Source organism: Pantoea sp. C2G6 (assembly GCF_051336815.1).
GTDB lineage: Bacteria > Pseudomonadota > Gammaproteobacteria > Enterobacterales > Enterobacteriaceae > Pantoea.
Genome location: NZ_JBGMNJ010000003.1, coordinates 270,199 through 294,287, shown reverse-complemented (window position 1 = coordinate 294,287; position 24,089 = coordinate 270,199). Strand labels below are relative to the sequence as shown.

At 56.7% G+C, this 24,089-nt stretch carries 24 protein-coding genes and 1 pseudogene; 12 read left to right on the top strand and 13 right to left on the bottom strand.

Annotated elements, in window-relative coordinates; translation table 11 throughout:
• Positions 1-88: 88 nt before the first annotated feature.
• From ACCW71_RS07305 to flhE, 8 genes are all read left to right on the top strand, one after another.
• A complete protein-coding gene (locus ACCW71_RS07305; RefSeq protein WP_436370510.1) occupies positions 89-1,765 on the top strand; it encodes a methyl-accepting chemotaxis protein in 1,677 nt (558 codons plus the stop codon).
• A gap of 82 nt (positions 1,766-1,847) precedes the next feature.
• Entirely contained in the window at positions 1,848-2,720 is an 873-nt protein-coding gene (gene cheR, locus ACCW71_RS07300; RefSeq protein WP_436370509.1) for a protein-glutamate O-methyltransferase CheR, read from the top strand.
• Positions 2,720-3,769 (top strand): protein-glutamate methylesterase/protein-glutamine glutaminase, encoded by a 1,050-nt coding sequence (locus ACCW71_RS07295; protein WP_436370508.1) that lies wholly within the window; start codon positions 2,720-2,722, stop codon positions 3,767-3,769. The genes cheR and ACCW71_RS07295 overlap by 1 nt, the downstream gene beginning before the upstream one ends.
• Before the next feature lie 39 nt (positions 3,770-3,808).
• The gene (gene cheY, locus ACCW71_RS07290; RefSeq protein ID WP_436370507.1) at positions 3,809-4,198 is read left to right on the top strand and encodes a chemotaxis response regulator CheY; all 390 of its coding nucleotides are present in this window, start codon (positions 3,809-3,811) and stop codon (positions 4,196-4,198) included.
• Positions 4,199-4,207: 9 nt separating this feature from the next.
• The gene (cheZ, locus tag ACCW71_RS07285; protein WP_436370506.1) at positions 4,208-4,849 is read left to right on the top strand and encodes a protein phosphatase CheZ; all 642 of its coding nucleotides are present in this window, start codon (positions 4,208-4,210) and stop codon (positions 4,847-4,849) included.
• 192 nt (positions 4,850-5,041) lie between these two features.
• Positions 5,042-6,193: a flagellar biosynthesis protein FlhB gene (flhB, locus tag ACCW71_RS07280; RefSeq protein WP_436370505.1), complete on the top strand. Its 1,152-nt coding sequence runs from the start codon at positions 5,042-5,044 to the stop codon at positions 6,191-6,193.
• Entirely contained in the window at positions 6,186-8,279 is a 2,094-nt protein-coding gene (gene flhA / locus ACCW71_RS07275; RefSeq protein WP_436370504.1) for a flagellar biosynthesis protein FlhA, read from the top strand. Before flhB ends, flhA begins: the two co-directional genes overlap by 8 nt.
• The gene (gene flhE, locus ACCW71_RS07270) at positions 8,279-8,671 is read left to right on the top strand and encodes a flagellar protein FlhE (protein WP_436370503.1); all 393 of its coding nucleotides are present in this window, start codon (positions 8,279-8,281) and stop codon (positions 8,669-8,671) included. Before flhA ends, flhE begins: the two co-directional genes overlap by 1 nt.
• Before the next feature lie 70 nt (positions 8,672-8,741).
• Here flhE and ACCW71_RS07265 read toward each other — a convergent pair whose 3' ends face one another.
• The 5 genes from ACCW71_RS07265 to ACCW71_RS07245 form a co-directional block, all read right to left on the bottom strand.
• Complete coding sequence (locus tag ACCW71_RS07265) at positions 8,742-9,074, bottom strand: HigA family addiction module antitoxin (RefSeq protein WP_436370502.1); 333 nt, start codon at positions 9,072-9,074, stop codon at positions 8,742-8,744.
• 275 nt (positions 9,075-9,349) lie between these two features.
• A complete protein-coding gene (locus ACCW71_RS07260) occupies positions 9,350-10,348 on the bottom strand; it encodes an aldo/keto reductase (protein ID WP_436370501.1) in 999 nt (332 codons plus the stop codon).
• Positions 10,349-10,449: 101 nt separating this feature from the next.
• The gene (locus ACCW71_RS07255) at positions 10,450-11,388 is read right to left on the bottom strand and encodes a LysR family transcriptional regulator (RefSeq protein WP_436370499.1); all 939 of its coding nucleotides are present in this window, start codon (positions 11,386-11,388) and stop codon (positions 10,450-10,452) included.
• Positions 11,389-11,493: 105 nt separating this feature from the next.
• Positions 11,494-13,224, bottom strand: a complete 1,731-nt coding sequence (gene argS / locus ACCW71_RS07250) for an arginine--tRNA ligase (RefSeq protein ID WP_436370498.1) — start codon at positions 13,222-13,224, stop codon at positions 11,494-11,496.
• A 208-nt stretch (positions 13,225-13,432) separates the two neighbouring features.
• Positions 13,433-13,555, bottom strand: coding sequence for a hypothetical protein (locus ACCW71_RS07245; RefSeq protein WP_009089698.1), 123 nt, complete (start codon positions 13,553-13,555; stop codon positions 13,433-13,435).
• Positions 13,556-13,866: 311 nt separating this feature from the next.
• Between ACCW71_RS07245 and ACCW71_RS07240 the strand changes: the two genes are divergently transcribed.
• Positions 13,867-14,427: a VOC family protein gene (locus ACCW71_RS07240; protein ID WP_436370497.1), complete on the top strand. Its 561-nt coding sequence runs from the start codon at positions 13,867-13,869 to the stop codon at positions 14,425-14,427.
• Here ACCW71_RS07240 and ACCW71_RS07235 read toward each other — a convergent pair.
• Positions 14,424-15,569, bottom strand: a complete 1,146-nt coding sequence (locus ACCW71_RS07235) for a MalY/PatB family protein (RefSeq protein ID WP_436370496.1) — start codon at positions 15,567-15,569, stop codon at positions 14,424-14,426. The genes ACCW71_RS07240 and ACCW71_RS07235 overlap by 4 nt on opposite strands.
• Before the next feature lie 85 nt (positions 15,570-15,654).
• On the opposite strand from ACCW71_RS07235, the gene cutC reads away from it, so the two are divergent.
• A complete protein-coding gene (gene cutC / locus ACCW71_RS07230) occupies positions 15,655-16,407 on the top strand; it encodes a copper homeostasis protein CutC (RefSeq protein ID WP_436370495.1) in 753 nt (250 codons plus the stop codon).
• 330 nt (positions 16,408-16,737) lie between these two features.
• Here the strand turns inward: cutC and ACCW71_RS07225 are convergent.
• From ACCW71_RS07225 to ACCW71_RS07215, 3 genes and pseudogenes are all read right to left on the bottom strand, one after another.
• Positions 16,738-17,587: pseudogene (locus tag ACCW71_RS07225) on the bottom strand (DUF3800 domain-containing protein).
• Between the two features lie 485 nt (positions 17,588-18,072).
• Positions 18,073-18,348, bottom strand: a complete 276-nt coding sequence (locus ACCW71_RS07220) for a hypothetical protein (protein WP_436370494.1) — start codon at positions 18,346-18,348, stop codon at positions 18,073-18,075.
• Positions 18,332-18,766, bottom strand: coding sequence for a hypothetical protein (locus tag ACCW71_RS07215; RefSeq protein WP_436370493.1), 435 nt, complete (start codon positions 18,764-18,766; stop codon positions 18,332-18,334). Before ACCW71_RS07215 ends, ACCW71_RS07220 begins: the two co-directional genes overlap by 17 nt.
• A 337-nt stretch (positions 18,767-19,103) precedes the next feature.
• On the opposite strand from ACCW71_RS07215, the gene ACCW71_RS07210 reads away from it, so the two are divergent.
• Positions 19,104-19,553 (top strand): GNAT family N-acetyltransferase, encoded by a 450-nt coding sequence (locus ACCW71_RS07210; RefSeq protein WP_436370492.1) that lies wholly within the window; start codon positions 19,104-19,106, stop codon positions 19,551-19,553.
• A 159-nt stretch (positions 19,554-19,712) separates the two neighbouring features.
• Complete coding sequence (locus ACCW71_RS07205; protein WP_436370491.1) at positions 19,713-20,555, top strand: hypothetical protein; 843 nt, start codon at positions 19,713-19,715, stop codon at positions 20,553-20,555.
• A 36-nt stretch (positions 20,556-20,591) separates the two neighbouring features.
• Here the strand turns inward: ACCW71_RS07205 and ACCW71_RS07200 are convergent, their stop codons facing one another.
• The 4 genes from ACCW71_RS07200 to ACCW71_RS07185 form a co-directional block, all read right to left on the bottom strand.
• Positions 20,592-21,689: a glycerol dehydrogenase gene (locus ACCW71_RS07200; protein ID WP_436370490.1), complete on the bottom strand. Its 1,098-nt coding sequence runs from the start codon at positions 21,687-21,689 to the stop codon at positions 20,592-20,594.
• A gap of 189 nt (positions 21,690-21,878) precedes the next feature.
• Complete coding sequence (gene cmoB / locus ACCW71_RS07195) at positions 21,879-22,847, bottom strand: tRNA 5-methoxyuridine(34)/uridine 5-oxyacetic acid(34) synthase CmoB (RefSeq protein ID WP_436370489.1); 969 nt, start codon at positions 22,845-22,847, stop codon at positions 21,879-21,881.
• Positions 22,844-23,572 (bottom strand): carboxy-S-adenosyl-L-methionine synthase CmoA, encoded by a 729-nt coding sequence (gene cmoA, locus ACCW71_RS07190; RefSeq protein WP_436370488.1) that lies wholly within the window; start codon positions 23,570-23,572, stop codon positions 22,844-22,846. The genes cmoB and cmoA overlap by 4 nt, the downstream gene beginning before the upstream one ends.
• A gap of 80 nt (positions 23,573-23,652) precedes the next feature.
• Positions 23,653-24,048 carry an MAPEG family protein gene (locus tag ACCW71_RS07185; RefSeq protein WP_436370487.1) on the bottom strand — a complete coding sequence of 132 codons (396 nt, stop codon included), beginning with the start codon at positions 24,046-24,048 and terminating at the stop codon, positions 23,653-23,655.
• Positions 24,049-24,089: the final 41 nt, after the last annotated feature.

Here is a 24,089-nt window from a genome sequence, read left to right as displayed (position 1 = left end):
TGGCGGCGGCCGAAAGCCACCGCCATGCATAAAGTTCCCCCTCTCAGCGCCGATAAACAGAAGCGAATCGCCAACCAATGAGGTCTTTATGTTTAGTCGAGTACGAGTTGTTTCCGGCTTGCTGTGCGTGCTGGTGCTGTTTGCCTTACTACAGCTGTTTTCCGGGGGAATGTTTTTTAACACCGTCAGTTCAGATAAAGAGAATTTTGCTTACAACCAGCGGCTGAATACCTTGCAACAGGCGATGGGCACCTCATGGGTTTCGCTGGTTCAGGCGCGTAACACCCTTAACCGCGCCGGTATTCGCTATTTGCAGGATGCTCAGATGGCGGGATCGGGCGCCAGTGTGAAAGATCTGGTGGCGCTGGCGGGCGAGGAGCTGAAGCAGGCGGAAGTGAACTATGAGAAGTTCAACGCCAACCTGTCGGAGCAGGGCAAAACCGCAGAGAACGTGCTGGCGTTACAGGCGAACTATAAGGCCTATCACGATGCACTGGCGGAGCTGATGGTTTTCTTCTCCACCGGCAACTTCAAAGGATTTGTCGATCAGCCGACCCAGAGTTATCAGGATAAGTTCCAGCAGGATTATGACGCCTGGCTGGAAGCCAACCAGCGGCTGGCGCAGCAGGGCGTGGATGCCAATCAGCAGGCTTACACCCGCTCCCTGACCATCGTGATCGCGACTCTCGCGGTGACGCTGCTGATGATTATCCTGGTGTGGAACCTGATGCGTTCGGTGTTGATCCGGCCGCTGCGTCAGAGCATTGAGCATATTCAGCACATTGCACGCGGCGATCTGACACAGCCTATCGACGTGTCGGTGCGCAATGAAATTGGTGAGTTGCTCACCTCACTGCAACACATGCAGCAGGAGCTGGTGCGCACCGTGCGTACCGTGCGCGACGGTTCAGACGCTATCTACACCGGCGCCAGTGAGATCTCCATCGGGAATAACGACCTCTCATCCCGTACCGAGCAGCAGGCGGCCTCGCTGGAGCAGACCGCCGCCAGCATGGAGCAACTGACCGCGACGGTGAAGCAGAACGCCGAGAACGCCCGTCAGGCGTCGAAGCTGGCGCTGACCGCCTCTGAAACCGCACAGCAGGGCGGCAAAGTGGTGGATGGCGTGGTCACCACCATGAAAGAGATCGCCGGCAGCTCGAAGAAGATTGCCGACATCACCAGCGTCATCGACGGCATCGCCTTCCAGACCAATATCCTGGCGCTCAACGCCGCGGTGGAAGCGGCGCGGGCCGGTGAGCAGGGTCGCGGTTTTGCGGTGGTAGCGGGCGAAGTGCGCAGTCTGGCACAGCGCAGCGCGCAGGCCGCCAAAGAGATCAAAGGTCTGATTGAAGATTCGGTTAGCCGGGTGAATACCGGCTCGGTGCTGGTTGAGAGCGCGGGCGACACCATGAGCAACATCGTCAGCGCGGTCACCCGCGTCACCGACATCATGGGTGAGATCGCCTCGGCGTCAGACGAACAGAGCCGTGGCATCGACCAGGTGGGCCTGGCCGTCACCGAGATGGATCGGGTAACGCAGCAGAACGCCTCACTGGTGGAGGAGTCGGCGGCAGCGGCTGCGGCGCTGGAAGATCAGGCCAGTCAGTTAAAACAGGCGGTCTCAGTGTTCAATATTGGTAAAGAATTTGTCGCCCAGGCCGTTAACAAGACAACGGCGACAAAAACTCTCCCGCTGGATGCGACACTAGCCGTGGGTCGTCAGGCTGCCGCACGCAGCGACGACAACTGGGAAACCTTTTAATCGCCTGGAAAGCCCGACCGGCATGACGCCGTCGGGCATCGCAGCAGCTCGTTAATGTATTCAGTTCGGACCAGGTGCAATGATGAAGAAATCGACGATATTAGATCAAAGTGAGACAACGACGTTGTTGTCACAAATGGTGCAGCGTTTACCGCTCTCCGATACGCATTTCCGTCGTATCAGCCAGCTGATCTATCAGCGTGCCGGTATCGTTCTGGCCGACCACAAGCGCGAGATGGTTTACAACCGTCTGGTGCGTCGTCTGCGCACGCTGAATATCGATGATTTTGGTCGTTACCTGGCGCTGCTGGAACAGGACCCGAACAGTGCGGAGTGGCAGGCGTTTATCAACGCCCTGACCACCAACCTGACGGCGTTTTTTCGCGAGGCACATCACTTTCCGATTCTGGCGGAACATGCGCGCAAGCGGCAGGGCAACTTCAGCGTCTGGAGCACCGCCGCCTCAACCGGTGAAGAACCTTACTCCATCGCGATGACGCTGGCTGAAACGCTGGGCACCGGACCGGGGAAATTCCATGTCCACGCCAGCGATATTGATACCCAGGTACTGGAAAAGGCGGTAGCGGGGGTTTATCGCCAGGAGGAGCTGCGCACGCTGTCACCGGCGCAACTGCAACGCTTCTTCCTGCGCGGCACCGGCCCGCACGCCGGTATGGTGAGGGTGCGTCCCGAGCTGGCCAGTATGGTCAGTTACGCGCAGCTCAACCTGCTGGCCAACGACTGGGCGCTGCCGGGGCAGTTTGACGCCATTTTCTGCCGCAATGTGATGATCTATTTCGATAAAGAGACGCAGGAGAAGATTCTGCGTCGGTTTGTTCCGCTGCTGAAGCCGGGCGGCATTCTGTTCGCCGGTCACTCGGAAAACTTCAGCCAGATCAGCAAAGAGTTCTGGCTGCGCGGGCAAACCGTCTATGGACTGACGAAGGAAAGATGATGAGCAAAATTACCGTGATGTGCGTGGATGATTCTGCGCTGATGCGGCAACTGATGACGGAAATCATCAACAGCCATCCTGATATGGAGATGGTCGCCACCGCGCCCGATCCGCTGGTCGCCCGTGACCTGATCAAACAGTTCAATCCACAGGTGCTGACGCTGGATGTGGAAATGCCGCGCATGGATGGCCTCGATTTCCTGGAAAAACTGATGCGTTTACGGCCGATGCCGGTGGTGATGGTCTCCTCGCTGACCGGAAAAGGCTCAGAAATTACCCTGCGGGCGCTGGAGCTGGGCGCGGTGGACTTCGTCACCAAACCTCAGCTCGGTATTCGTGAAGGGATGCTGGCTTACAGCCAGATGATTGGCGACAAAATCCGCGCCGCCGCCCGCGCCCGCCTGCACAACCGTGCGGCGATGCCGGCCCCGGTGGCGCTGAAGGCGGGTCCGCTGCTGAGTAGTGAGAAGCTGATTGCGATTGGCTCCTCCACCGGCGGCACCGAGGCGATTCGCCATGTGCTGCAACCGCTCCCGGCCACCAGCCCGGCGCTGCTGATTACTCAGCATATGCCGCCCGGTTTTACCCGCTCCTTTGCCGAGCGTCTCAACAAGCTGTGTCAGATCACGGTGAAAGAGGCGGAAGATGGTGAGCGCATTCTGCCGGGGCACGCCTATATCGCGCCGGGCGCGATGCACATGGAGCTGGGACGCAGCGGCGCTAACTATGTGGTGAAACTGAATGAAGGACCACCGGTTAACCGGCACAAACCCTCGGTGGATGTGCTGTTCAGGTCGGTGGCCGTCAATGCGGGACGAAATGCGGTGGGGGTGATCCTCACCGGAATGGGCAACGATGGCGCGGCCGGGATGCTGGAAATGCACCGGGCGGGTGCCTGGACTATCGCCCAGAACGAAGCCAGCTGTGTGGTATTTGGGATGCCGCGTGAGGCGATTGCCACCGGCGGCGTGAGCGAAGTCGTGGATTTAAGCAACATCAGCCAGCACATGCTGGCGAAAATTAGCGCCGGACAGGCATTGCGTATTTAACAGGCCCGTCCTGCCGGGCGAGACAACTCAGGAGTAGATATGGCTGATAAAAACATGCGCTTTTTGGTGGTAGACGACTTCAATACAATGCGTCGTATTGTGCGTAACCTGCTGAAAGAGCTGGGCTTCAATAACGTAGAAGAAGCAGAAGATGGGGTTGACGCGCTCGCTAAGCTGAAAGCCGGTGGTTTCGACTTCGTCATTTCCGACTGGAACATGCCAAACATGGATGGCCTGCAACTGTTGCAGACCATCCGGGCTGATGCTGCGATGAACAGCCTGCCGGTATTGATGGTTACGGCGGAAGCGAAGAAAGAGAACATTATCGCCGCTGCTCAGGCCGGTGCCAGCGGGTATGTGGTCAAGCCATTTACCGCGGCGACGCTGGAAGAGAAGCTGGGCAAAATTTTCGAAAAACTGGGCATGTAAGGAGATGTGATGAGCGACTTTCCGAAACCAACTATGGATGCCTCGGCACACGACATCATTGCTCGCATTGGCTCTCTGACGCGCATGCTGCGTGACAGTCTGCGCGAGCTGGGGCTGGACAAAGCCATTGCCGATGCGGCCGAAGCCATCCCCGATGCCCGCGATCGTCTGGATTATGTGGTGCAGATGACGGCCCAGGCGGCCGACCGTGCGTTGAACTGTGTTGAAGCGGCACAACCGCATCAGGATAAAATGGAAGCCGGGGCAACCCAGCTGAAAGGGCGTTGGGATCAGTGGTTTGAGAATCCCATTGAACTGGGCGATGCGCGGGAGTTGGTGACGGATACGCGCGAATTCCTCAGTGCCGTGCCTGAACATACCTCCTTTACCAACAAGCAGCTGCTTGAAATCATGATGGCGCAGGATTTCCAGGACCTCACCGGTCAGGTCATCAAGCGCATGATGGATGTGATTCAGGAGATTGAACGCCAGCTGCTGATGGTGCTGCTGGAGAACATGCCAGAAGTCAGCGCCGAGAAGCGTCAGGAGGGCGCCAGCCTGCTGAATGGTCCGCAGATCCACGCCGATGCACCGGGCGTGGTCGCCAACCAGGATCAGGTTGATGACCTGCTGGACAGCTTAGGGTTTTAACCCGGTTTCGTCAGCCGCCTGGCTGATGAAATGGCAGCAGAGGCTTAAAAATGGGACCACCAGCCGGTGGTCCCGTTCTGCATTCTCAAACTCATCCGCGAAAGAACGCCTGTTTTTCCCATCTTATCTGCCCTTTAACCCTCGCCAGATTTGGCATCCTATGCTCAGAATTCCTGCCAACCGAGGTTTGTCGTGGCTGAAGAGAGCGACGAGGACAAAACAGAATCGCCCACGGCGCACCGACTTGAAAAAGCGCGTGAAGAGGGGCAGATCCCCCGATCACGCGAGCTGACCTCGGTGCTGATGCTGCTGGCGGGCATTATGATCCTCTGGATAGGCGGCAACATTATGGCGCACCGGCTGGCCGCGATGGTCGCCACCGGCTTGCGCTTTGATCACGGCATGGTGAACGACGACAAGATGATCGTCGGCCATATCGGCAGTCTGATCACCCAGGCGCTGATGGCGCTGTTACCGCTGATGGGCGGGCTGGTGCTGGTCGCCATTGCCGCGCCCATGCTGCTCGGCGGGATCGTCTTCAGCGGTAAATCGATCAAATTCGACCTAAAAAAGCTGAGTCCGATGGCCGGGTTCAAGCGGATGTTCGCCGCCCAGGCCTGGACGGAGCTGTTCAAAGGCATTCTCAAGACCATTCTGGTGGGCGCGGTCGGCTGGTGGTACATCTGGAGCCACTGGCCCGAGATGCTGCGGCTGATCAGCGAGGCGCCGGTCACCGCGCTGATCCACGGCATGGAGATGATCGCCATCTGCTGTTCGCTGGTGATGCTCGGGCTGATCCCGATGGTCGGCTATGACGTCTTCTGGCAGCTCTACAGCCACTTCAAAAAGCTGAAGATGTCGATGCAGGAGATCCGCGACGAGCATAAGCAGCAGGAGGGCGACCCGCACGTGAAAGGGCGCATCCGTCAGCAGATGCGTGCCGCGGCCCGCCGCCGGATGATGGCCGATGTGCCGAAAGCGGATGTGATCGTCACCAACCCGACTCACTACTCGGTGGCGCTGCAATATAACGAGAAGAAGATGAGCGCACCGAAGGTGGTGGCGAAAGGGGCGGGTGAAATCGCCCTGAGAATTCGTGAACTGGGGGCGGAGCATCGTATTCCGGTTCTGGAGGCACCGCCGCTGGCGCGTGCGTTATACCGACACACGGAAATTGGTCAGCACATTCCCGGCGCGCTCTATGCCGCCGTGGCCGAAGTGCTGGCGTGGGTCTGGCAGTCGCGTCGCTGGAAGCGCGAAGGCGGCCTGATCCCAGCCAAACCGAAAAACCTGCCGGTCCCGGCAGAGATGGACTTTGCAGGAGAGAGCAAAAACGATGGCTAACAACCTGGCCGCAAAACTACGTTTACCGGGCAACTTTAAAGATATGCAGTGGCAGGTGCTGGCCGGTCCGGTCCTGATCCTGCTGATCCTGTCGATGATGGTGCTGCCGTTGCCGCCGTTCATCCTCGATCTGCTGTTTACCTTCAATATTGCGCTGTCGATCATGGTGCTGCTGGTGGCGATGTTCACCCAGCGCACCCTGGAGTTTGCGGCATTCCCGACCATTCTGCTGTTCTCGACGCTGCTGCGTCTGGCGCTGAACGTCGCCTCAACCCGTATCATCCTGATGGAAGGCCATACCGGTGCGGCCGCGGCGGGGCAGGTGGTTGAAGCCTTCGGCCACTTCCTGGTGGGCGGTAACTTCGCCATCGGTATCGTGGTGTTTATCATCCTGGTGATCATCAACTTTATGGTCATCACCAAGGGTGCTGGCCGTATCGCCGAAGTGGGCGCGCGCTTTGTGCTGGACGGGATGCCCGGCAAGCAGATGGCGATCGATGCCGACCTCAACGCCGGTTTAATCGGTGAGGATGAAGCGAAACGCCGTCGCGCCGAAGTGACCCAGGAAGCGGACTTCTACGGTTCAATGGACGGTGCCAGTAAGTTCGTTCGTGGTGACGCCATCGCCGGTATCATGATTATGGTGATCAACGTCATCGGCGGCCTGCTGGTGGGTGTGGTGCAGCACGGTATGGGCGCGGGTCAGGCGGCGGAAACGTACACCCTGCTGACCATCGGTGATGGTCTGGTGGCGCAGATCCCGGCGCTGGTGATCTCCACCGCGGCCGGTGTCATCGTGACGCGCGTCGCCACCGATCAGGATGTGGGTGAGCAGATGGTCACCCAGCTGTTTAAAGATCCGCGCGTGCTGATGCTCAGCGCCGGGGTGATTGGCCTGCTGGGGATGGTGCCAGGCATGCCGAACTTCGTGTTCCTGCTGTTCACCGCCGCCTTACTCGGCCTGGCCTGGTGGCTGCGCGGCCGCGAGATGCAGCCAAAGAAAAAGGTGGAAGCCGCGGGCAGCATCAGCAAAACGCCCGAGACGCCAGCCACCACCGAAGCGTCGTGGACCGATGTGCAGCTGGAAGATACGCTGGGCATGGAAGTGGGCTATCGCCTGATTCCGATGGTCGATCATCAGCAAAATGGCGAGCTGCTGGGCCGTATCCGCAGTATCCGTAAGAAAGTGGCGCAGGATGTCGGCTTCCTGCCGCCGGTGGTGCATATCCGCGACAACATGGAACTGCCCCCGGCGCGCTATCGCATTCTGATGAAAGGGGTCGAGATTGGCAGCGGCGACGCCTATCCGGGGCGCTGGATGGCGATCAACCCAGGCACCGCCGCCGGCAGCCTGCCGGGAGAAGCGACGGTCGATCCCGCCTTTGGGCTGGCGGCGGTCTGGATCGACAGCGCGCTGAAAGAGCAGGCGCAGATTCAGGGCTTTACCGTGGTGGAGGCCAGTACCGTGGTGGCGACCCACCTTAATCACCTGATCGGCCAGTACGCCAGCGAGCTGTTTGGTCGTCAGGAGGCGCAGCAGCTGCTGGATCGCGTCACCCAGGAGATGCCGAAGCTGACCGAAGATCTGGTGCCCGGCGTCATCACCCTGACCACCCTGCACAAAGTGCTGCAAAACCTGCTGGTGGAGCGGGTCTCGATTCGCGATATGCGCACCATTATTGAAACGCTGGCGGAACATGCGCCGGTGCAGAGCGATCCGCAGGAGCTGACCAGCGTGGTGCGGGTGGCGCTGGGTCGCGCGATTACCCAGCAGTGGTTCCCCGGCAACGACGAAGTGCAGGTGATTGGCCTGGATTCCACGCTGGAGCGGTTGCTGCTTCAGGCGTTGCAGGGCGGTGGTGGACTGGAGCCGGGTCTGGCCGACCGGTTGTTGAGCCAGGCGCAGGATGCGTTGCAGCGTCAGGAGATGCTGGGTGCGCCGCCGGTGCTGCTGGTCAATCATCCGTTGCGTGCGCTGCTGGCGCGATTCCTGCGCCGCAACCTGCCGCAGCTGGTGGTGCTCTCCAATCTGGAACTGAGCGACAATCGCCAGATTCGGATGACCGCCACCATCGGAGGCAAGTAATGCGCTGGCTCTGGGCTGTAGTCTGGACGCTGCCGTTGCTGGCACAGGCGGCGGGGGGCGCGTGGAGCGCCAGTGCCAACGGACCGCTGCTGGCGAACCGGGGCAGCTGGCAGCGCGCACAGCCGCTGACGCCACCCGCCGACGTCAGCGGTGAAGTCAATGTGGTCAGTTGGCGTTATCAGCTGAGCAGACCCGCTCCGGCGGGGCTGGAGGTGCGGCTGTGTGGCGTGCAGCGCTGCACTTCACTGGAAGGGGCCAGCGGCACCACGCGCGGGCTGGCGCACCTGAACGCCGCAGAACCGCTGCACATGGTGTTTGGTTTTGCCGGCAGCGGGGCGCTGCCGCCTGGGTTACGGGTGGTGAGCAGTGAAGTGATGGTGAATTATCAGTAGCCACTGGCTCGCTGAACCTGTTAACCGCATCGGCTGACCGTTCCTCAGGGGAGCCGGTCAGCGTCAGCGCTTACACTACCTGACCCGCTCTCTGCGCCAGAAAATCGTTCAGCGGCGTGACGCGGCTGATCTCCTGCTGTGCCCGGGTATCATGCATCACCTCCCAGATGTCGACGCTGTTTTGCAGATTCAGCCAGAACTCTACGCTGGTTTCAAATACAGCGGCCAGCCTGAACGCCATATCGGGCGTCAGCTTACGGTTATTGTTAACCAGTGCGCTGACGGTGTTGCGGTGTACCTTCAGCATTTCCGCTAAGTCGATGATCTTCAGCCCGGTAGGCTCCAGATATTCGTAAAGCAATATATCGCCGACAGGGGTCGGCTTACGGGTCGCCTGGGTCATAGTGTTGTTCTCTTACTGTCTGACAGACTCAATTTCATTCGTCACCGTTCCGGCGCTGCTCTGGGAGGTGTGCTTTTCACGCTTTACTTCTGCGCTCTGTCACTGTGGACATCCAGATAGAGGTCACTACATTCCTGTGTCACACTGAATGTAGTTTATTGCACCGCTGCACAGTGCGCAAGGGCGTTTTTCTGGGGTAAGCTGTCCGGCAGCCGCAGGTTCAGCGGCTGTCGCAACAGCTCAGGGCAGAGGAGAAGCCGCAGAAAGGGCAGGGATCAGGCGTTCACCCCTTTCATACCCTCTTCAGAGTAGCGCCCGCCCTGCACGCCGATCTGCTGATGCACGCCGTTCAGCAGGGTAATATCCGCAGCGTCCAGCACAATCTCAGCGGCCTGCGCATTCTCAGTGAGATAGGCGATCTGTTTTGTCCCGGGAATCGGCACGATTTTTTCATACTGCGTCAGCAGCCAGGCCAGCGCAATCTGGCCGGTGGTGGCGTGATACTTTTCGGCCAGCGGAGCGATCGCATTGAGCAGTTGCAGATTGTGATCGAGATTGGCCTGCTGAAAACGTTCGTTATGTTTACGAAAATCATCCCCGGCAAACTCACTGTTGTGGCGGTACTTGCCGGTCAGAAAGCCTCTGCCCAGCGGCGAATAGGGCACCAGACCGATGCCGAGCGCTTTCACCGCGGGCAGAATCTCATCCTCAATATCGCGGGTCCAGAGCGAATACTCTGTTTGCAGAGCGGCCAGTGGATGTATCGCCTGCGCCCGCTGAAGCGTGGTGGCCGAAGCTTCGCACAGCCCGATGTGCGCAATCTTGCCCTGCTGCACCAGACGACTGAGAGTGCTCATGCTCTCCTCAACCGGCGTGGCCGGGCTGATGCGATGCAGATAAAAGAGATCGATGCGCTCAACGCCCAGCCGTTTCAGTGAGGCTTCGCAGCAGCGGGTGATGTAATCAGGCTGGTTGTTGATGGTGCGGGCGTAGGCTTCTTCCGCCGGACGCTCAATGCCGCACTTGGTGGCGACGGTAAATGTTGCCCGGGTTGACGGGGCCAGGCTGGCCAGAAACCGCCCGATCAGCTGCTCATTGTGCCCGCGCCCATAGAGGTCGGCGGTGTCGATAAAGGTGATCCCGGCATCGATCAGCTTATGCAGCAGTTGCAGTGATTGCTTGTCATCGGTCTGACCATAAAACTCGCTGAGTCCCATGGCGCCGTAGCCCAGTGCGCTGACCTCAAGATCCTGACTTAACGTTCGCTTTTGCATTGATTCCGCTCCTGATGGGTGAGAAGCGATTGTTTCACTCCGGCAGGCCGCAATGAATTGCCGTTTTCGTTATGCCAAAAAGGTATCAGCAGCAGACCCGACTACTCCGAAGCGGGTTCGTCGCTGGTCTGCTGACACAGCAGCCGCTGCGCCGCCAGCACCCTCTGGCGCTGCTCATCGCCGCGGATCACCGCGTAGACATCAATATGCAGCTGCTGTGCGGCCTGCGGGGTCAGTGGCCGGTAGCAGAGGTCCGGCTGAGTAAAGGTACATTTAGAGCGCGGCATCAGGGCGAATCCTTTGCCTCTGGCGATGTGCGACAGCATCAGCAGGGAATCCTCCGGCTCTTTCACCCGCTTCAGCGCGACGCTGAGCCTGGTGAAGTAGCGCTCACACTTGTCATAAAACAGTGGATTGGCACTGCGGGCAAACCAGAACAGCGGCAGGTCAGCCAGCGCTTCCAGCGATACCTGCCGCTGCCGGGCGGCGGGATGGTGCGAGGGCAGCGCTACCAGCAAGGGTTCACGGCAGACCCGCTGGTAACGGAAGCCATTCTGCGGTTCGGCGCCTTTTTCACCGGTCAGGATCAGATCGAGGCTCTGTTTAGCCAGGCTCTGGAGCAGCTGAGCCGAGGTCAGGCTCGGCATCTCAATCTCATCCCGGGCCTTTAGCCGGGTCAGCTGCTGGCAGAGCGGTGCGATCAATTCGAAATTGAGGGTGCGGGTCAGCCCGATGCGCAGCCGGGTCTCACTCGGCTGAGCCTCCTGCTTTAGCGCGCTGAGTGCACTGAGAATGCTTTCCGCTTTGGCCACCAGCGCCTGACCTGAATCGGTGAGCGTCACCGCATGGGTGCTGCGGACAAACAGAGGCTGTCCGAGCAGCTCTTCCAGGCTCTGGATCTGGCGGGTCAGCGGCGGCTGGGTCATGCTGAGGCGATCCGCCGCGCGACGGAAATTAAGCTCGTGCGCCACCGCCAGAAAGCATTGCAGCTGCCTGACAGAGGGAAGGTGGTGACTGATTAAATCTGCTGTTGTGCTCATAGGGCCGCTTCAGCGTTGCGTGGATCAGAGGAGGACCAGATCGGGAGGGTGGGTAACGGAGAGGAAAGACTCCTCTCCGTTACCCCGGCAGGGCGTGCGGTCAGCTTACATGCGCTCGACGGTGGCGATGCCCAGCGTATCCAGACCCTGTTTCAGCGTTTTCGCGGTCAGCGCCGCCAGTTGCAGACGGCTCAGGCGCGTCACTTCCGATTCCGCGCTGAGGATCGGGCAGTGCTCGTAGAAACCGGAGAACAGGCCAGCCAGATCGTAGAGGTAGGCGCACATCACATGCGGTGTTCCGTCGCGTGCGACCTGGGTAATCACCTCTTCAAACTGCAACAGACGGGTCGCCAGCTGCGCTTCACGCTCTTCAGTGATAACGATCTCCGCATCCAGCGCGTCGGCCTCGATGCGCGCCTTGCGGAACACCGACAGCACGCGGGTATAGGCGTACTGCATGTAGGGCGCGGTGTTACCTTCAAACGCCAGCATGTTGTCCCAGTCGAAGATGTAGTCGGTGGTGCGGCTTTTCGACAGATCGGCATATTTCACCGCGCTGATGCCAACCACTTCCGCCAGCGTTTTCACTTCCGCTTCGCTCATCTCCGGGTTCTTCTCACGCACCAGGGTATAGGCGCGCTGATAGGCTTCATCCAGCAGATCGGCGAGTTTAATGGTGCCACCGCTGCGGGTTTTAAACGGACGACCATCTTTGCCAAGCATCATGCCGAAAGCGTGGTGTTCCAGCGGCACCGATTCCGGCACATAACCCGCTTTGCGGACAATGGTCCAGGCCTGCACCAGATGCTGATGCTGACGGGAGTCGATGTAATAGAGCACACGATCGGCTTTCAGGGTTTCATAACGATATTTGGCGCAGGCAATATCGGTAGTGGTGTAGAGGTAGCCGCCATCCTTTTTCTGGATGATCACGCCCATCGGCTCACCTTCTTTGTTCTGGAACTCATCCAGGAACACCACGGTCGCGCCTTCGCTTTCAACTGCCAGCCCTTTCTGTTTCAGATCGGCCACGATGCCGGGCAGCATGTCGTTGTAGAGGCTTTCGCCCATCACATCATCGCGCGTCAGGGTCACGTTCATGCGGTCATAGATTTTCTGGTTCTGACTCATGGTGATGTCGACCAGCTTTTTCCACATCTGGCGGCAATAGTCGTCGCCACCCTGGAGCTTCACCACGTAGCCGCGCGCGCGCTCGGCAAACTCAGGATCTTCATCATAGGTGCGCTTGGCTTCACGGTAGAAACCTTCGAGATCGGCCAGCGCCATCTCGGCGTGATCTTCATTCTGCTGCTTTTCCAGAAAGGCGATCAGCATCCCGAACTGCGTACCCCAGTCACCGACGTGGTTCGCACGGATCACCTTATGGCCGAGAAACTCCAGCGTACGTACGGCGGCATCACCAATGATGGTGGAGCGGACGTGGCCCACGTGCATCTCTTTGGCCACGTTTGGCGCAGAGTAGTCGACCACGATAGTCTGTGGCTCGGCCAGCTGCACGCCGAGACGCGGCAGACTCAGCGCTTCGCGGGCATGGGTGGCCAGCCACTGATGATCAAGAAAGATGTTGATAAAGCCCGGTCCGGCGATTTCTACTTTGCTGGCGATGCCGTTCAGGTCGAGATGCTGGATCACCGCTTCCGCTAATTGTCGCGGGGCTTGCCCCAGCTTTTTCGCCACGGCCATAATACCGTTGGCCTGATAGTCACCAAACTGAACCCTGGCGGACTGACGAACCTGGGGTTCGCAATCGGCGGGCGCGCCGGCTAAAACCATTGCCTGACTGACTTTTGCGGAAAGAAGAGCCTGAATATTCACCGAGTTACCTTCATGTGCTGAGCAACGCCCGAACCTGCTGGTCTGGGCTGTCATCATCTTGCCTGGCAGCATCGCGCAACGGATGGGCAGAAACGGATGAGGCAGACAAAACGGAAAAAAATGAGGGGAAAAGTATACGTGAAATGTCAGTGGGCGTCAGCAGTTGGATGAAGCGGGGAAACAGAGCCGAAGATGTTTCCCTGCCGCGTTAACGACGTCGCAGGTGACGGCGAGGATTCTTGACGCTTTTATCTTCACGCACCTTCCAATGGCGGGAAATTGCAAATCCCATCAGTGCGATCAGGACAGCGACAACGATGAGCATAGACATAGAGCCATTCCTTTTGGTTGTGTTAGGTCAAATTTATAGGAAGCCGGGAAGGGCTGCAATTGTTTGGCGGGCAAATGAGAGTTATCTCATTGTATTAAAGAACGTCATTTAAATCATGATGTTAATGTGTTTTTGTCAAGGAACTCATGGCCCTAAACAGGGGATTAATCCGAATTGAAAGCGGTTCTTATAAGGTTTTACGTTAAATTATTGGCTAAATAAGATGAATCTGATCATTTCATGGCGCCGCTCAGCACCGGCTGCGGCGTTGCGTTTTCAGAAATTTAAACTAAATCGGGAGATTGACGGTTGTGAGCAGAGCTTTTCCAGCAGAACTGGATGATTTGAAGAGAGATTTAACGCGGTTTGAACAATCGTTACAGGATTTTGCACAGCGACTCGGTTTGCGTCTTAACGACCTGGAGGTGGACCATATTGCCGTGCGCTGCCACCAGGAGACCACCGCTGCGCGCTGGCAGCAGGGGCTGGGGCAGATCGGCACCTGTTTTTCCGAGGCGATGATCAATGGACGACCGATTTGCCTGTTTAAACTGCATCAGCCCTTATCGCTGGCGGGCTGGGATCTCGATGTGATTGAACTGCCGTGGCCGGGTGAAAAGCGTTACCGTCACGAGGGCTGGGAGCATGTGGAAGTGGTGTTACGCGGCGATCCTGAGACGCTGGGGAGGCGGGCTATGGCGTTGCTGTCCGATGAGGCGCTGACTCAGCCAGGCATCTCATTTAAAACCAGCTCCCCGCAGGGCGAGAATGAGCGGCTGCCCAATCCGACCCTGGCGGTGACGGATGGGCAGACCACCATTAAGTTTCACCCGTGGCGACTGGAGGAGATTGTCGCCAGCGAGCAGGGCTAAGGGCGGGCGGCCACCGCGCGCCTCAGGCGCGCCACCGCTTCGTCCAGCAGCGCCCGGGTACAGCCAAAATTGAGCCGCACAAACTGGTCATTGCCAAAGTCACGACCAGCGGTTAACCCCAGCCCATGCTTTTCAAAATAGAGCGCCGGGCTGGCCACACCCAGCGCGCTGGCATCGATCCAGGCCAGATAGGTCGCTTCCGGGGCAACCACTGAGAGTCCCGCCATGGTGTTGACCTGAGAGACCAGCCAGTCACGATTGCTGCGCAGATAATCATTCTGCGCCTTCAGCCAGGCTTCCCCTTCACGCCAGGCGGCCGCGGCCGCGGTCAGCGCCAGAATATCCACATCCGGCACGATGCCGCGGCGGAACTGGTTAAAGCGGGCGCGCAGTTTTTCATCAGGAATGATCGCGATGGAGGCACCCAGACCGGCGATGTTGAAGGTTTTGGAGGGCGACATCAGGGTGATGCTGCGCCGGGCGGCATCTTCGCTCAGGGTGGCGAAGGGCAGATGCTGAACGCCGGGTTCCAGCACCAGGTCGCTGTGGATCTCGTCTGAACAGACGATCAGATCATGCTGTTGGGCAAATTCCAGCTGCGCCTGCAACTCCTCGCGGCGGTAGACGGTCCCGCCCGGGTTTTGCGGGTTGCAGAGCATCAGCAGCCGCTCTTTACCGCTCATCTGCCCCTGCGCCGCCGCCAGGTCCAGCAGCCAGCGTCCCTGTTGCAGCTTCAGCGGCAGGTTGAGCTGGGCGCGATCGGCCAGCTTTGCCGCACCACGAAACGGTGGATAGATCGGCGTCGGGGCCACCGTCAACTCATCGGATGCGGTAAAGGCGCGCACCGCCAGATTCAGCCCGCTCACCACGCCGGGCAATACCACGATCCACTCCGGGTTAACGTGCCACTGATAGCGCGAGGCGAGCCACGCCACCGCGCTATCAAGAAATTCTACCGGCTTATCGCCATAGCCAAAAATCCCATGGTCGGCGCGCCTTTTAATCGCCTCGATGACGCAATCCGGCGATCGAAAATCACTGTCTGCCACCCACAACGGCAGAATGTCCTGGTCCGCATATTTGTTCCATTTAAGGCTATCGCTGTGACGACGGTCTATCCGTTGGTCGAAATTGAATGCCATAGTTAACTTTCCCGGTAAACTCATTCCAGCAGCCAGACTAACTGATGAATCTGCCTTGAACCAGAGTCATGTAAAGGAGAAGAGAATGACCACACTGGAAATTTGCTGCTACGGCGTGGATTGCGCCGTGACTGCGCAACAGGCTGGTGCCGATCGGGTTGAACTTTGTGCCGCACCGCGTGAGGGCGGCCTGACCCCATCACCGGGGATGCTGCATGCGGCGCGCCGCGATGTCGCGATTCCGGTTCATCCTATCGTCCGGCCGCGCGGCGGCGATTTTTGTTATACCGGTCGTGAGTTTGACGCGATGAAATCGGATGTTGCGCTGATCCGTGAACTCGGTTTTCCCGGTCTGGTCATCGGTATGCTGGATGAGGACGCTCACATTCATCGGGGGCAGATGCGGCAAATCATGGCGCTGTGTGACGGCATGGACGTGACCTTCCATCGCGCCTTCGATCTCTGCCACAGCCCGACGCGGGCGCTGGAAGAGCTGACCGATCTGGGGGTGGCACGCATTCTGACTTCCGGACAGCAGCAGAGTGCTGAAAACGGAATTGCATTACTCAGGGAACTTAATGAACTGAGTACCGGTCCTATTATTATGGCAGGTGCCGGCGTACGCCTCAGCAACCTGCAAAAGTTTCTCGACATGGGCATTCGCGAAGTCCACAGCTCGGCCAGCCGCCTGATGGTGTCGCCGATGCGCTACCGCAAAGCGGGTGTTTCCATGTGTTCTGAAGCCGAAACCGACGAGTTCAGCCGTCACTGTGTGGATGGCGATGTGGTTGAAGCGATGAAAAGCGTGATGCAGATGAGTGCCGTTCGGGTCGCCTGAATCACCCCAGATTTTGCCGCGCAGCACGCCGATTATTGACGTGATGTTTGCAAGTACCAAACCCCAGCACGCTTGTTGGGGTTCTTTTTGTGTAAAAAGTAGCTTAACTAAAAAGTAGGGCTGTCTGGAACCTGAAGTCGGTTAAATAATTTTGAAATACTCATCAAGCAACGGAAATAAGCAGTGACCATATTTAGCTACGAGTGACCGAAAGTGATTGATTATAATCACAGCCGCCAGATTGCTAAAGCGATTACCGGCAAAATGACATTACAATCTTAATAATTCCGCCCAGTTAGTATCATGTTTGCTTGAGTGTTAATCTAAACCTTAACCGCTTGAGGATCGTTTATGCTTGCGTTTTGGCAGTGGATAGCGGAGTTTTACCGGTTTTGTTTCAAGCTCACGAGGGCCTTTGGTCGGGTCATAAAAGTACCAGATATTAAACTTCCTTTCATAATTCATTGTGTCATAAAAAAATCCGTCCCATCCTATGTAAGAAGCAATTTTCTCGCTACTTCTAATTTTCGTGGGTTTGAGGCTTTGCTTTGAAAAGCACTCATAACAGCACCGAGCAAAAAGTCGCAATTTGAATCTGTTGTGATTGCTTCGAGTCTTTTGTTTTCACATATTTAATAGCTTCTTTTTTCCCTGTGGAGCTAAATACGACATTATTGGCTATTTTAAGAAGAGCTTCATCAGCCTTTTTATAACTTGACGGAATAGGATCGACATCAATACGAAATTCGCACTCCCTGTGAGGGTGAGTTCGTATGACCTGTGAAATTTTAGAAGTGAGCAGTTTTGTAAAATGTTTACGCATCGCAAGGTCATAATTACCATCATGATACTTCTTATCAACATGCGACTTCTGTACGATGATGCAGTGAAATGCCAGCCAGGGATGCTTAAAGAACAGCGCAATTACATCGTCATAAAAGGCCTGATTTCGCGGGGAGTGTGCTTTCTGCCATTTTAGTTCGTCAAAGCAGTTGTGCTTTTCTCGCAGATCTTGCATTAGTTTGGCAAATTCACCACGCCGTTGATACCGCATCCAGACGCTGCCGTACCCATAGAACCTGGCACCGCCAGTACCTGACTCATCGCAGGATACATGCCAAATGAGTTTACCGGGATTGTCTGAATCAAGATCTTCCTCAAAGTCGTCAAGTTCATCCATAGTTATGCCGATTGAGATTATGCTGTGTTGGTTAACTATTAAAAACCATTATAAGTTTTTGATAAACATCATATTACAACATTAACGTAGCTGGAAAGAGTAACGCAGGTCTAATAAAACTCTATCTGATTAAAGCAAACTTCATAGCCCATATAGTACTACTGCATGCTCTGTAGTCCGCACCTGACAGTTAAACTGACACAGCAGGTGAGTGCCTTCGAAAAACCGAAATTGTCTGCCTGTCGTTATTTTCATTGTGGTGCACACTTTAACTGAAGTGTCGGGCAAGAAAGCCATTATTGTTAATGTATTAGATGTTGAGAATTCAGCATCATCCCCTTTATGTCTTTTTTAGTGAAAGACGTTTATAAAAAGCTAGTTGTGCCTGATTTTCATCACCACAATGGTTCTCCAGACATATTTTGAGTATGTCGCTTATGCGGCATACTCATCTCATAAAATACATAGGTTTTTTAGACGATCATTTAAAACCAGTGAAAACCTTTAGCCATTAACCCGGCAAGGCCCAGCGCTACAGTTATCAGCGCGCCGAAAAGGATACGGAAATCAGTTTTAGCATCTTTTTTTATCTCACGAACATCACTTTTTATGTCTTTGATGTCGTTCTGAATATGATTAACATCTGATTCGAGTTTAGCAATGCGTGATTCCATATCTCCACCACCTCCGTTGCTGTGAGTTGGACGAGGTAACTCAGGAAATGAGATAACCGAACTTTTAGTTTTAGTCGCTTCTTCCACAATGACCTTCCTTGTCATTAAACCACTCAAGAATAACAGCTGCATTTATTTTTGAGGTAAGACCACAGTTTTTACAGATAATGCTGTATTCATAACAATTAGGCGTAGTTTTGCAGTCATCGCCCTCCATAAAAGATGAATAATATGCATGTTGACTTAGAACAGGGGTACCTTCATGTTTTAAATAAATCTGAACCTGCGGAATGATAATACTCCTTGCACCGCATCCCCGGCAGCACAGATCAAAATTCTTGCTATGCATAAAATCACTCACTACTGAAGTAGTGATTTTTGACATTTTCCAGCGAAAATCAACCTCACGCTCTGAAAGATTAGTTGAAGCAAACTGATTTAACGCTTCAGCAGGTAAACCTATATTAACATTATCCATATCTGGATTTTTTTCATCTGTCATCATCTTTGTCCAAGTTCCATTTGGATTTTTATCATATCGCCTTGAGCAAAGATTAGTTACTGTTTTTATAAACAGCTAAAAATTTGATTCATTAATGAGGCGAATCTTCCAAAAAGATGTATACATGCCTCAAACCACAGTCCCGGTTTGTTAACTGTTTCACAATGTCGCATCTGTGCCTCTGCGGTGCCACTATTCACATCCTCTCCGCCCGATACTTTTTGTATAGCACATCACGCACCGGCCTCAGTCAGGCTTCAGTCCATCTGGCACTGAAAGATGATGCCTTTATCATGGTTATCCTCTATTTTATTTTCAGTTGTCAGCCGAGGTTATCGCCATGATCCGCCTAGAAAAATCTGACCCCTATAGTGCGGAATCCCGGTTGCTCAGGGAACAACTCTCCGCTGAGCTGGCTGCGATCACCGGCAGCAGTGGCGCAAGCCGTGCCGCCACGGACTCTTTCGCGGAGAGGGGCTCGCTGTGGGTGTTAGCAAGAAACGCGAAAGGTGAGGCGGTGGGATGTGGCGCGCTGCGTCCGTTAACGGACCAGACCGCTGAAATCAAACGCATGTTTTCTGATCGAAGTGTGCCGGGCACAGGGCGCGCCCTGCTCACCTTTCTGGAACAGGCTGCAAAACGGATGGGGTATCGCGAATTGCGGCTTGAAACCCGGCGTGTTAACCCGCGGGCGGTCGCGTTCTATCTCAACAATGGCTACCGGACCATCAGCAATTACGGACCCTATGCCGGTCGGGACGAGGCGCTCTGTTTTGCCAAAGTGCTCTGAGACCAGAGGGTGTTGAGCCACTCCCGGCTGGGGGAGGTGAGGGCGGTCATCGCCCGCGCCTGACAGCCAGCCCTTTGCAGACGATGAAATTTTTCTCAGTCGCCGCTGTGCACCCTTACAGCGCTTACACTTAACGCAACGTCGCCCGGAACTGAGCTTATGAAACGTGAACTGATCCTTATCCTGAGTCTGTTGCTGACTGCGCAGGGCAGTGCGGCGGCCCGTAGCTGCGGCCCGCTTAGTGCGGCTGTCACCAGCAGCAACAACTGGATTTTGCTGGGTGGCAGTGCCAGAGGCGGGGTTAAACAGGTGGTTGCGGGTGAATTCGGCAAAGATGTTGATTCCCAGAAACGGGTGCTGGGGCAGTTTGACGCCTGTGGCGATCTGACCATTGCCGACATCACCTACGATAAAAATGAGCGCAACGTCATGCTGCGTATGGAGCAACACATTGTCCGGGTACAGGGCGGCTGGGTGGCGGAATATGCTTATCTGGTCAAAGTGCTGAAAGAGGGTAAAGAGGTGGTGGTCGATAACCGACAGGGGACGATTAACTGGCAGAGAGGACAGCATGGCAACATCACTAGCGCTTCCGAAAAGTTTACCAGCATGGGTAATCCTGGGTTTACCGACACCACCTATCGCTATGATCGGCAGTTTCGGCTGGCGAAAAGCGTGGCGCGCGGCAGCGATCCCCTGACCAACGGTGAAAATCATTACCACTGGAACGCCAGAGGGCTGGTGACCCGCACCACTTCATCAAATAGCACTGACAGCTATACCTACGATCCTCAGTGGCGTGAACTGCGGCTCAACGGCACCGCCACTACGCCGCTGAGCACTATCCGCTCAGTGGATGAGTGTCAGTCCTGGGATAAGGTCGGTAACTGTACCCTGAGTTACCTGCATGAAACTGAGATCTTCACGCGCGGCACCCTCGAACGTCATCTCAGCGCCGCCTATAAATATGAATACTGGGATCAGCCAGCCGCGGAGGAGTAGCAGGCGATCAGCGATCGCCTGCTACTCCTCCGCGGCTTACTCCAGGGTCTGGCTGAACGCATCCAGCGCCAGCAGGGCGTTAGCGACATCTTCCGCGGAGAGCGTCGGGTTAAGGTTCTTCAGCGTATCGCCTTCACTGTTGGCCAGCGCCCCCACCTTCACCAGATTTTCCCAGCTCTCATTCTCCAGATGCAGTTCCCGGAGCGTGGTCGGCATGTTGATCGAGCGGTAGAAACGGATGTAGCGCGCAATCTCCTCATCGGGACGCCGCTCCAGCACCAGCTGGGTCAGGGTGCCGTAGGCCACTTTTTCACCATGCGTCAGGTGATGAATATCGCCATCAATGGCGGTAAAACCGTTATGGATAGCGTGCGCCGCCGCCAGACCGCCATTCTCAAAGCCCAGCCCGGAGAGCAGCGTATTCGCCTCGACCACCGCTTCAACCGCCGGTGTCACCCGGTTGGCGGTGACGGCCACATAGGCGCTGTAGCCCCAGGTCAGCAGCGTCTCTTCGCAGGCGCGGGCAATCGCCAGACCTGCCAGCGTTGGCGCGCCATCAACCATCGATTTCGCATGGCTACGCGCCACCGCCTGCGCCTCAACCCAGGTCGCCAGACCATCGGCAATGCCTGAGGCGAACAGCCGGGCCGGGGCGGCCGCGCAGACTGCGGTATCTACCAGCACCAGGTCAGGGTTTTTGCTGTAGAAGCGGTAGCTCTCAAAGACGCCGCTGTCCGAGTAGATCACCGACAGGGCGCTACAGGGCGCATCGGTCGAGGCGATGGTCGGGACAATGGCGACCGGCTGCTTCAGCTCGTCGGCGACCGCCTTGACGGTATCCAGCGTTTTGCCGCCGCCCAGCCCGACCACCACATTACAACCCTGATCTTTCGCCAGCTTACTCAGACGGGTAATCTCATTGCCGGAGGCTTCACCGTTAAACGACTGACGGCTGAACCGCACGCCAGCGCGTTGCAGCGCCTGCTGCGCGCGTTCACCAGTGAGTTGCCACACCACCTCATCCGCCACCAGAAAAGCGTTGTCGCCCAGCTCTGCCACATAGGACCCCAGCTCATCCAGCACGCCAGCGCCCTGCACATATTTACGGGGTGAAGAGAAAATAAATTTACGCATACTCCAAGCTCCTTGTCAGGCATTAACCAGTCTGATCCAGCCTGGCACAATGCGGGCCGGGCGGAGGGCTATCCTGTGCGTTTTATCGCCGCAGGCGTGCGGAAGTTAACCTGGAACAGCGGGGCAAAAGTGGCTGGATAGTCAGGCAGGAGAGCGGCGAAACCGCGCAGGTCTCGCCGCTGAAGGAGGCTAAGGTTTGGTGGCGACCAGCACCGCGCGCAGCGGAGCCGGGTAGCCCTCCACCGTTTTGCTGGGGTCATTGGGGTCGAGGAATTCAGCCAGTGACTCGCTGGTCATCCAGTCAGTCCGGCGTTGCTCTTCGGTGGTGGTGCGGGCGAAGTCGACAATACGGACATCGACAAAACCGCTTTTTTCCAGCCAGCTTTTCAGCGCCTCGGCGGAAGGAATAAAGAAGACGTTGCGCATCTGCGCGTAGCGCTCACCCGGCACCAGCACCTGGTTGACATCGCCCTCAATCACCAGCGTCTCCAGCACCAGTTCACCGCCGCTGACCAGCTGATTTTTCAGCTGCAACAGGTGATCCAGCGGCGAACGGCGATGATAAAGCACGCCCATTGAAAACACCGTATCGAACGCCTGCAACGCCGGCAGCTGCTCAATGCCGAGCGGTAACAGGTGCGCCCGCCGATCGTCATTCAGCAGTTTACGCACCGCTTCAAACTGCACCAGGAAGAGCTGCATCGGATCGATGCCGACCACCAGATGGGCACCGGCTCCAATCATGCGCCACATGTGATAACCGCTGCCACAGCCGACATCCAGCACCGTACGACCCGCCAGCGGGGAGATGTGCGGCAATACCCGCTCCCACTTCCAGTCGGAACGCCATTCGGTGTTGATCGCCGTGCCGTAGAGCGAGTAGGGGCCTTTGCGCCACGGCATCAGGTTGCGCAGCAATTTCTCAATACCCTGCCGGTGACGATCGCTGATGTCATCCCGGTCAGCGGTGACGCTATGGAGCAGGTCAAGTTTTTGAGGTTCCAGCAGCGGCAGGTACTCCAGTGACTTATACCAGTCACGAAAGTGCCCGTGCAGGTTCTCCCGCTGCCACTCGCTGATTTGCGCAGGCAGCACTTCCAGCCACTTCGCCAGCGGACCCACCGCGATTTGCTGATAAAAACGGCCAAAATCGATCATTTCAACGCCACCAGAGATCCAAAGTTAAAGCACTGGAACCAGAGTTCGGCGTGCGAGAAACCAGCCCGTTTCAGACGGGCCTTGTGCGCTTCCACGCTGTCGGTCAGCATCACATTTTCCAGCATGCTGCGCTTCTGGCTGATCTCCAGTTCGCTGTAGCCGTTGGCGCGCTTAAAGTCGTGGTGCATGTTAAACAGCAGTTCACCGACGTCGGCATCTTCAAAGCTGAATTTTTCCGACAGCACCAGCGCACCGCCGGGATTGAGTCCCTGCCAGATCTTCTCCAGCAGCGCCAGGCGCGCGGGCGGTTCCAGGAATTGCAGGGTAAAGTTGAGCACCACCAGCGAGGCGTTCTCAATATCAACGTCACGAATATCCGCTTCCAGTACCGTGACCGGCGTCTCGGCGCGAAACGCATCCAGGTGACGACGGCAGCGCTCCACCATCGCCGGGGAATTATCCACCGCAACGATCCGGCAGCCCGGCACATGAATATTACGGCGCACCGACAGGGTGGCCGCGCCCAGTGAGCAGCCGAGGTCATAAACCTGACTGTCAGGGGTGACAAAACGTTCTGCCAGCATGCCAATCATCGAAATGATGTTGGAGTAGCCCGGCACCGAGCGCTGAATCATGTCGGGAAAGACTTCAGCTACGCGCTCGTCAAAGGTCCAGTCGCCCAGTTTTGCAATGGGCGCTGAGAAGAGTTGATCGCGGTCAGACATATCGAAAATCCGAAGAGACGACGGAAAGGGCGCTATTCTGGCAGAAAGTGAGGCGGGCTGCACCCCTTAACCCGGCAACCTTAGTGTAACGTCAGCACCAGTTCCCACGGCAGATAGATGAGGTTGAAGATCACCATGCCGCACAGGGAAAACAGCGTCAGCATCATGCCATATTTACGCCCGGCCATTGTGCTGCTGCGTAAGCCCCAGGCGTGCAGCAGCCGGCCAGTGAAGAACAGCAGGGCGGTGAGATGCACCATCCAGATGTCGGCACCGTTCATCTCCATCATCACCAGCAGCAGCAACGCCAGCGGAATGGTTTCGATGGCGTTGCCGTGAATGCGTATCGCCATTTTCAGGTCGTGATAGCCGCCATCGCCATAGGCGACCCGATAGAAACGGCGGTAACGCACCACGTTCAGCGTGAACTTTATGATCAGTAATGCACCCAGCACCACGTATAACGCGCTAACCATTACAACTCCAGCCCCCATCAGTCAGGCGCCTATTCTAACGG

What these genes read in the sequence shown, in the direction of transcription:
- ACCW71_RS07255 (WP_436370499.1), bottom strand. Translation starts at nt 11,388, where the DNA reads ATGAGCACAACAGCAGATTTAATCAGTCACCACCTTCCCTCTGTCAGG.
- cheZ (WP_436370506.1), top strand. Translation starts at nt 4,208, where the DNA reads ATGAGCGACTTTCCGAAACCAACTATGGATGCCTCGGCACACGACATC.
- cutC (WP_436370495.1), top strand. Translation starts at nt 15,655, where the DNA reads ATGACCACACTGGAAATTTGCTGCTACGGCGTGGATTGCGCCGTGACT.
- ACCW71_RS07260 (WP_436370501.1), bottom strand. Translation starts at nt 10,348, where the DNA reads ATGCAAAAGCGAACGTTAAGTCAGGATCTTGAGGTCAGCGCACTGGGC.
- ACCW71_RS07245 (WP_009089698.1), bottom strand. Translation starts at nt 13,555, where the DNA reads ATGTCTATGCTCATCGTTGTCGCTGTCCTGATCGCACTGATGGGATTT.
- ACCW71_RS07215 (WP_436370493.1), bottom strand. Translation starts at nt 18,766, where the DNA reads ATGATGACAGATGAAAAAAATCCAGATATGGATAATGTTAATATAGGT.
- cheR (WP_436370509.1), top strand. Translation starts at nt 1,848, where the DNA reads ATGAAGAAATCGACGATATTAGATCAAAGTGAGACAACGACGTTGTTG.
- cheY (WP_436370507.1), top strand. Translation starts at nt 3,809, where the DNA reads ATGGCTGATAAAAACATGCGCTTTTTGGTGGTAGACGACTTCAATACA.
- cmoA (WP_436370488.1), bottom strand. Translation starts at nt 23,572, where the DNA reads ATGTCTGACCGCGATCAACTCTTCTCAGCGCCCATTGCAAAACTGGGC.
- ACCW71_RS07305 (WP_436370510.1), top strand. Translation starts at nt 89, where the DNA reads ATGTTTAGTCGAGTACGAGTTGTTTCCGGCTTGCTGTGCGTGCTGGTG.
- flhE (WP_436370503.1), top strand. Translation starts at nt 8,279, where the DNA reads ATGCGCTGGCTCTGGGCTGTAGTCTGGACGCTGCCGTTGCTGGCACAG.
- ACCW71_RS07205 (WP_436370491.1), top strand. Translation starts at nt 19,713, where the DNA reads ATGAAACGTGAACTGATCCTTATCCTGAGTCTGTTGCTGACTGCGCAG.
- flhA (WP_436370504.1), top strand. Translation starts at nt 6,186, where the DNA reads ATGGCTAACAACCTGGCCGCAAAACTACGTTTACCGGGCAACTTTAAA.
- cmoB (WP_436370489.1), bottom strand. Translation starts at nt 22,847, where the DNA reads ATGATCGATTTTGGCCGTTTTTATCAGCAAATCGCGGTGGGTCCGCTG.
- ACCW71_RS07295 (WP_436370508.1), top strand. Translation starts at nt 2,720, where the DNA reads ATGAGCAAAATTACCGTGATGTGCGTGGATGATTCTGCGCTGATGCGG.
- ACCW71_RS07185 (WP_436370487.1), bottom strand. Translation starts at nt 24,048, where the DNA reads ATGGTTAGCGCGTTATACGTGGTGCTGGGTGCATTACTGATCATAAAG.
- ACCW71_RS07265 (WP_436370502.1), bottom strand. Translation starts at nt 9,074, where the DNA reads ATGACCCAGGCGACCCGTAAGCCGACCCCTGTCGGCGATATATTGCTT.
- ACCW71_RS07235 (WP_436370496.1), bottom strand. Translation starts at nt 15,569, where the DNA reads ATGGCATTCAATTTCGACCAACGGATAGACCGTCGTCACAGCGATAGC.
- ACCW71_RS07210 (WP_436370492.1), top strand. Translation starts at nt 19,104, where the DNA reads ATGATCCGCCTAGAAAAATCTGACCCCTATAGTGCGGAATCCCGGTTG.
- ACCW71_RS07200 (WP_436370490.1), bottom strand. Translation starts at nt 21,689, where the DNA reads ATGCGTAAATTTATTTTCTCTTCACCCCGTAAATATGTGCAGGGCGCT.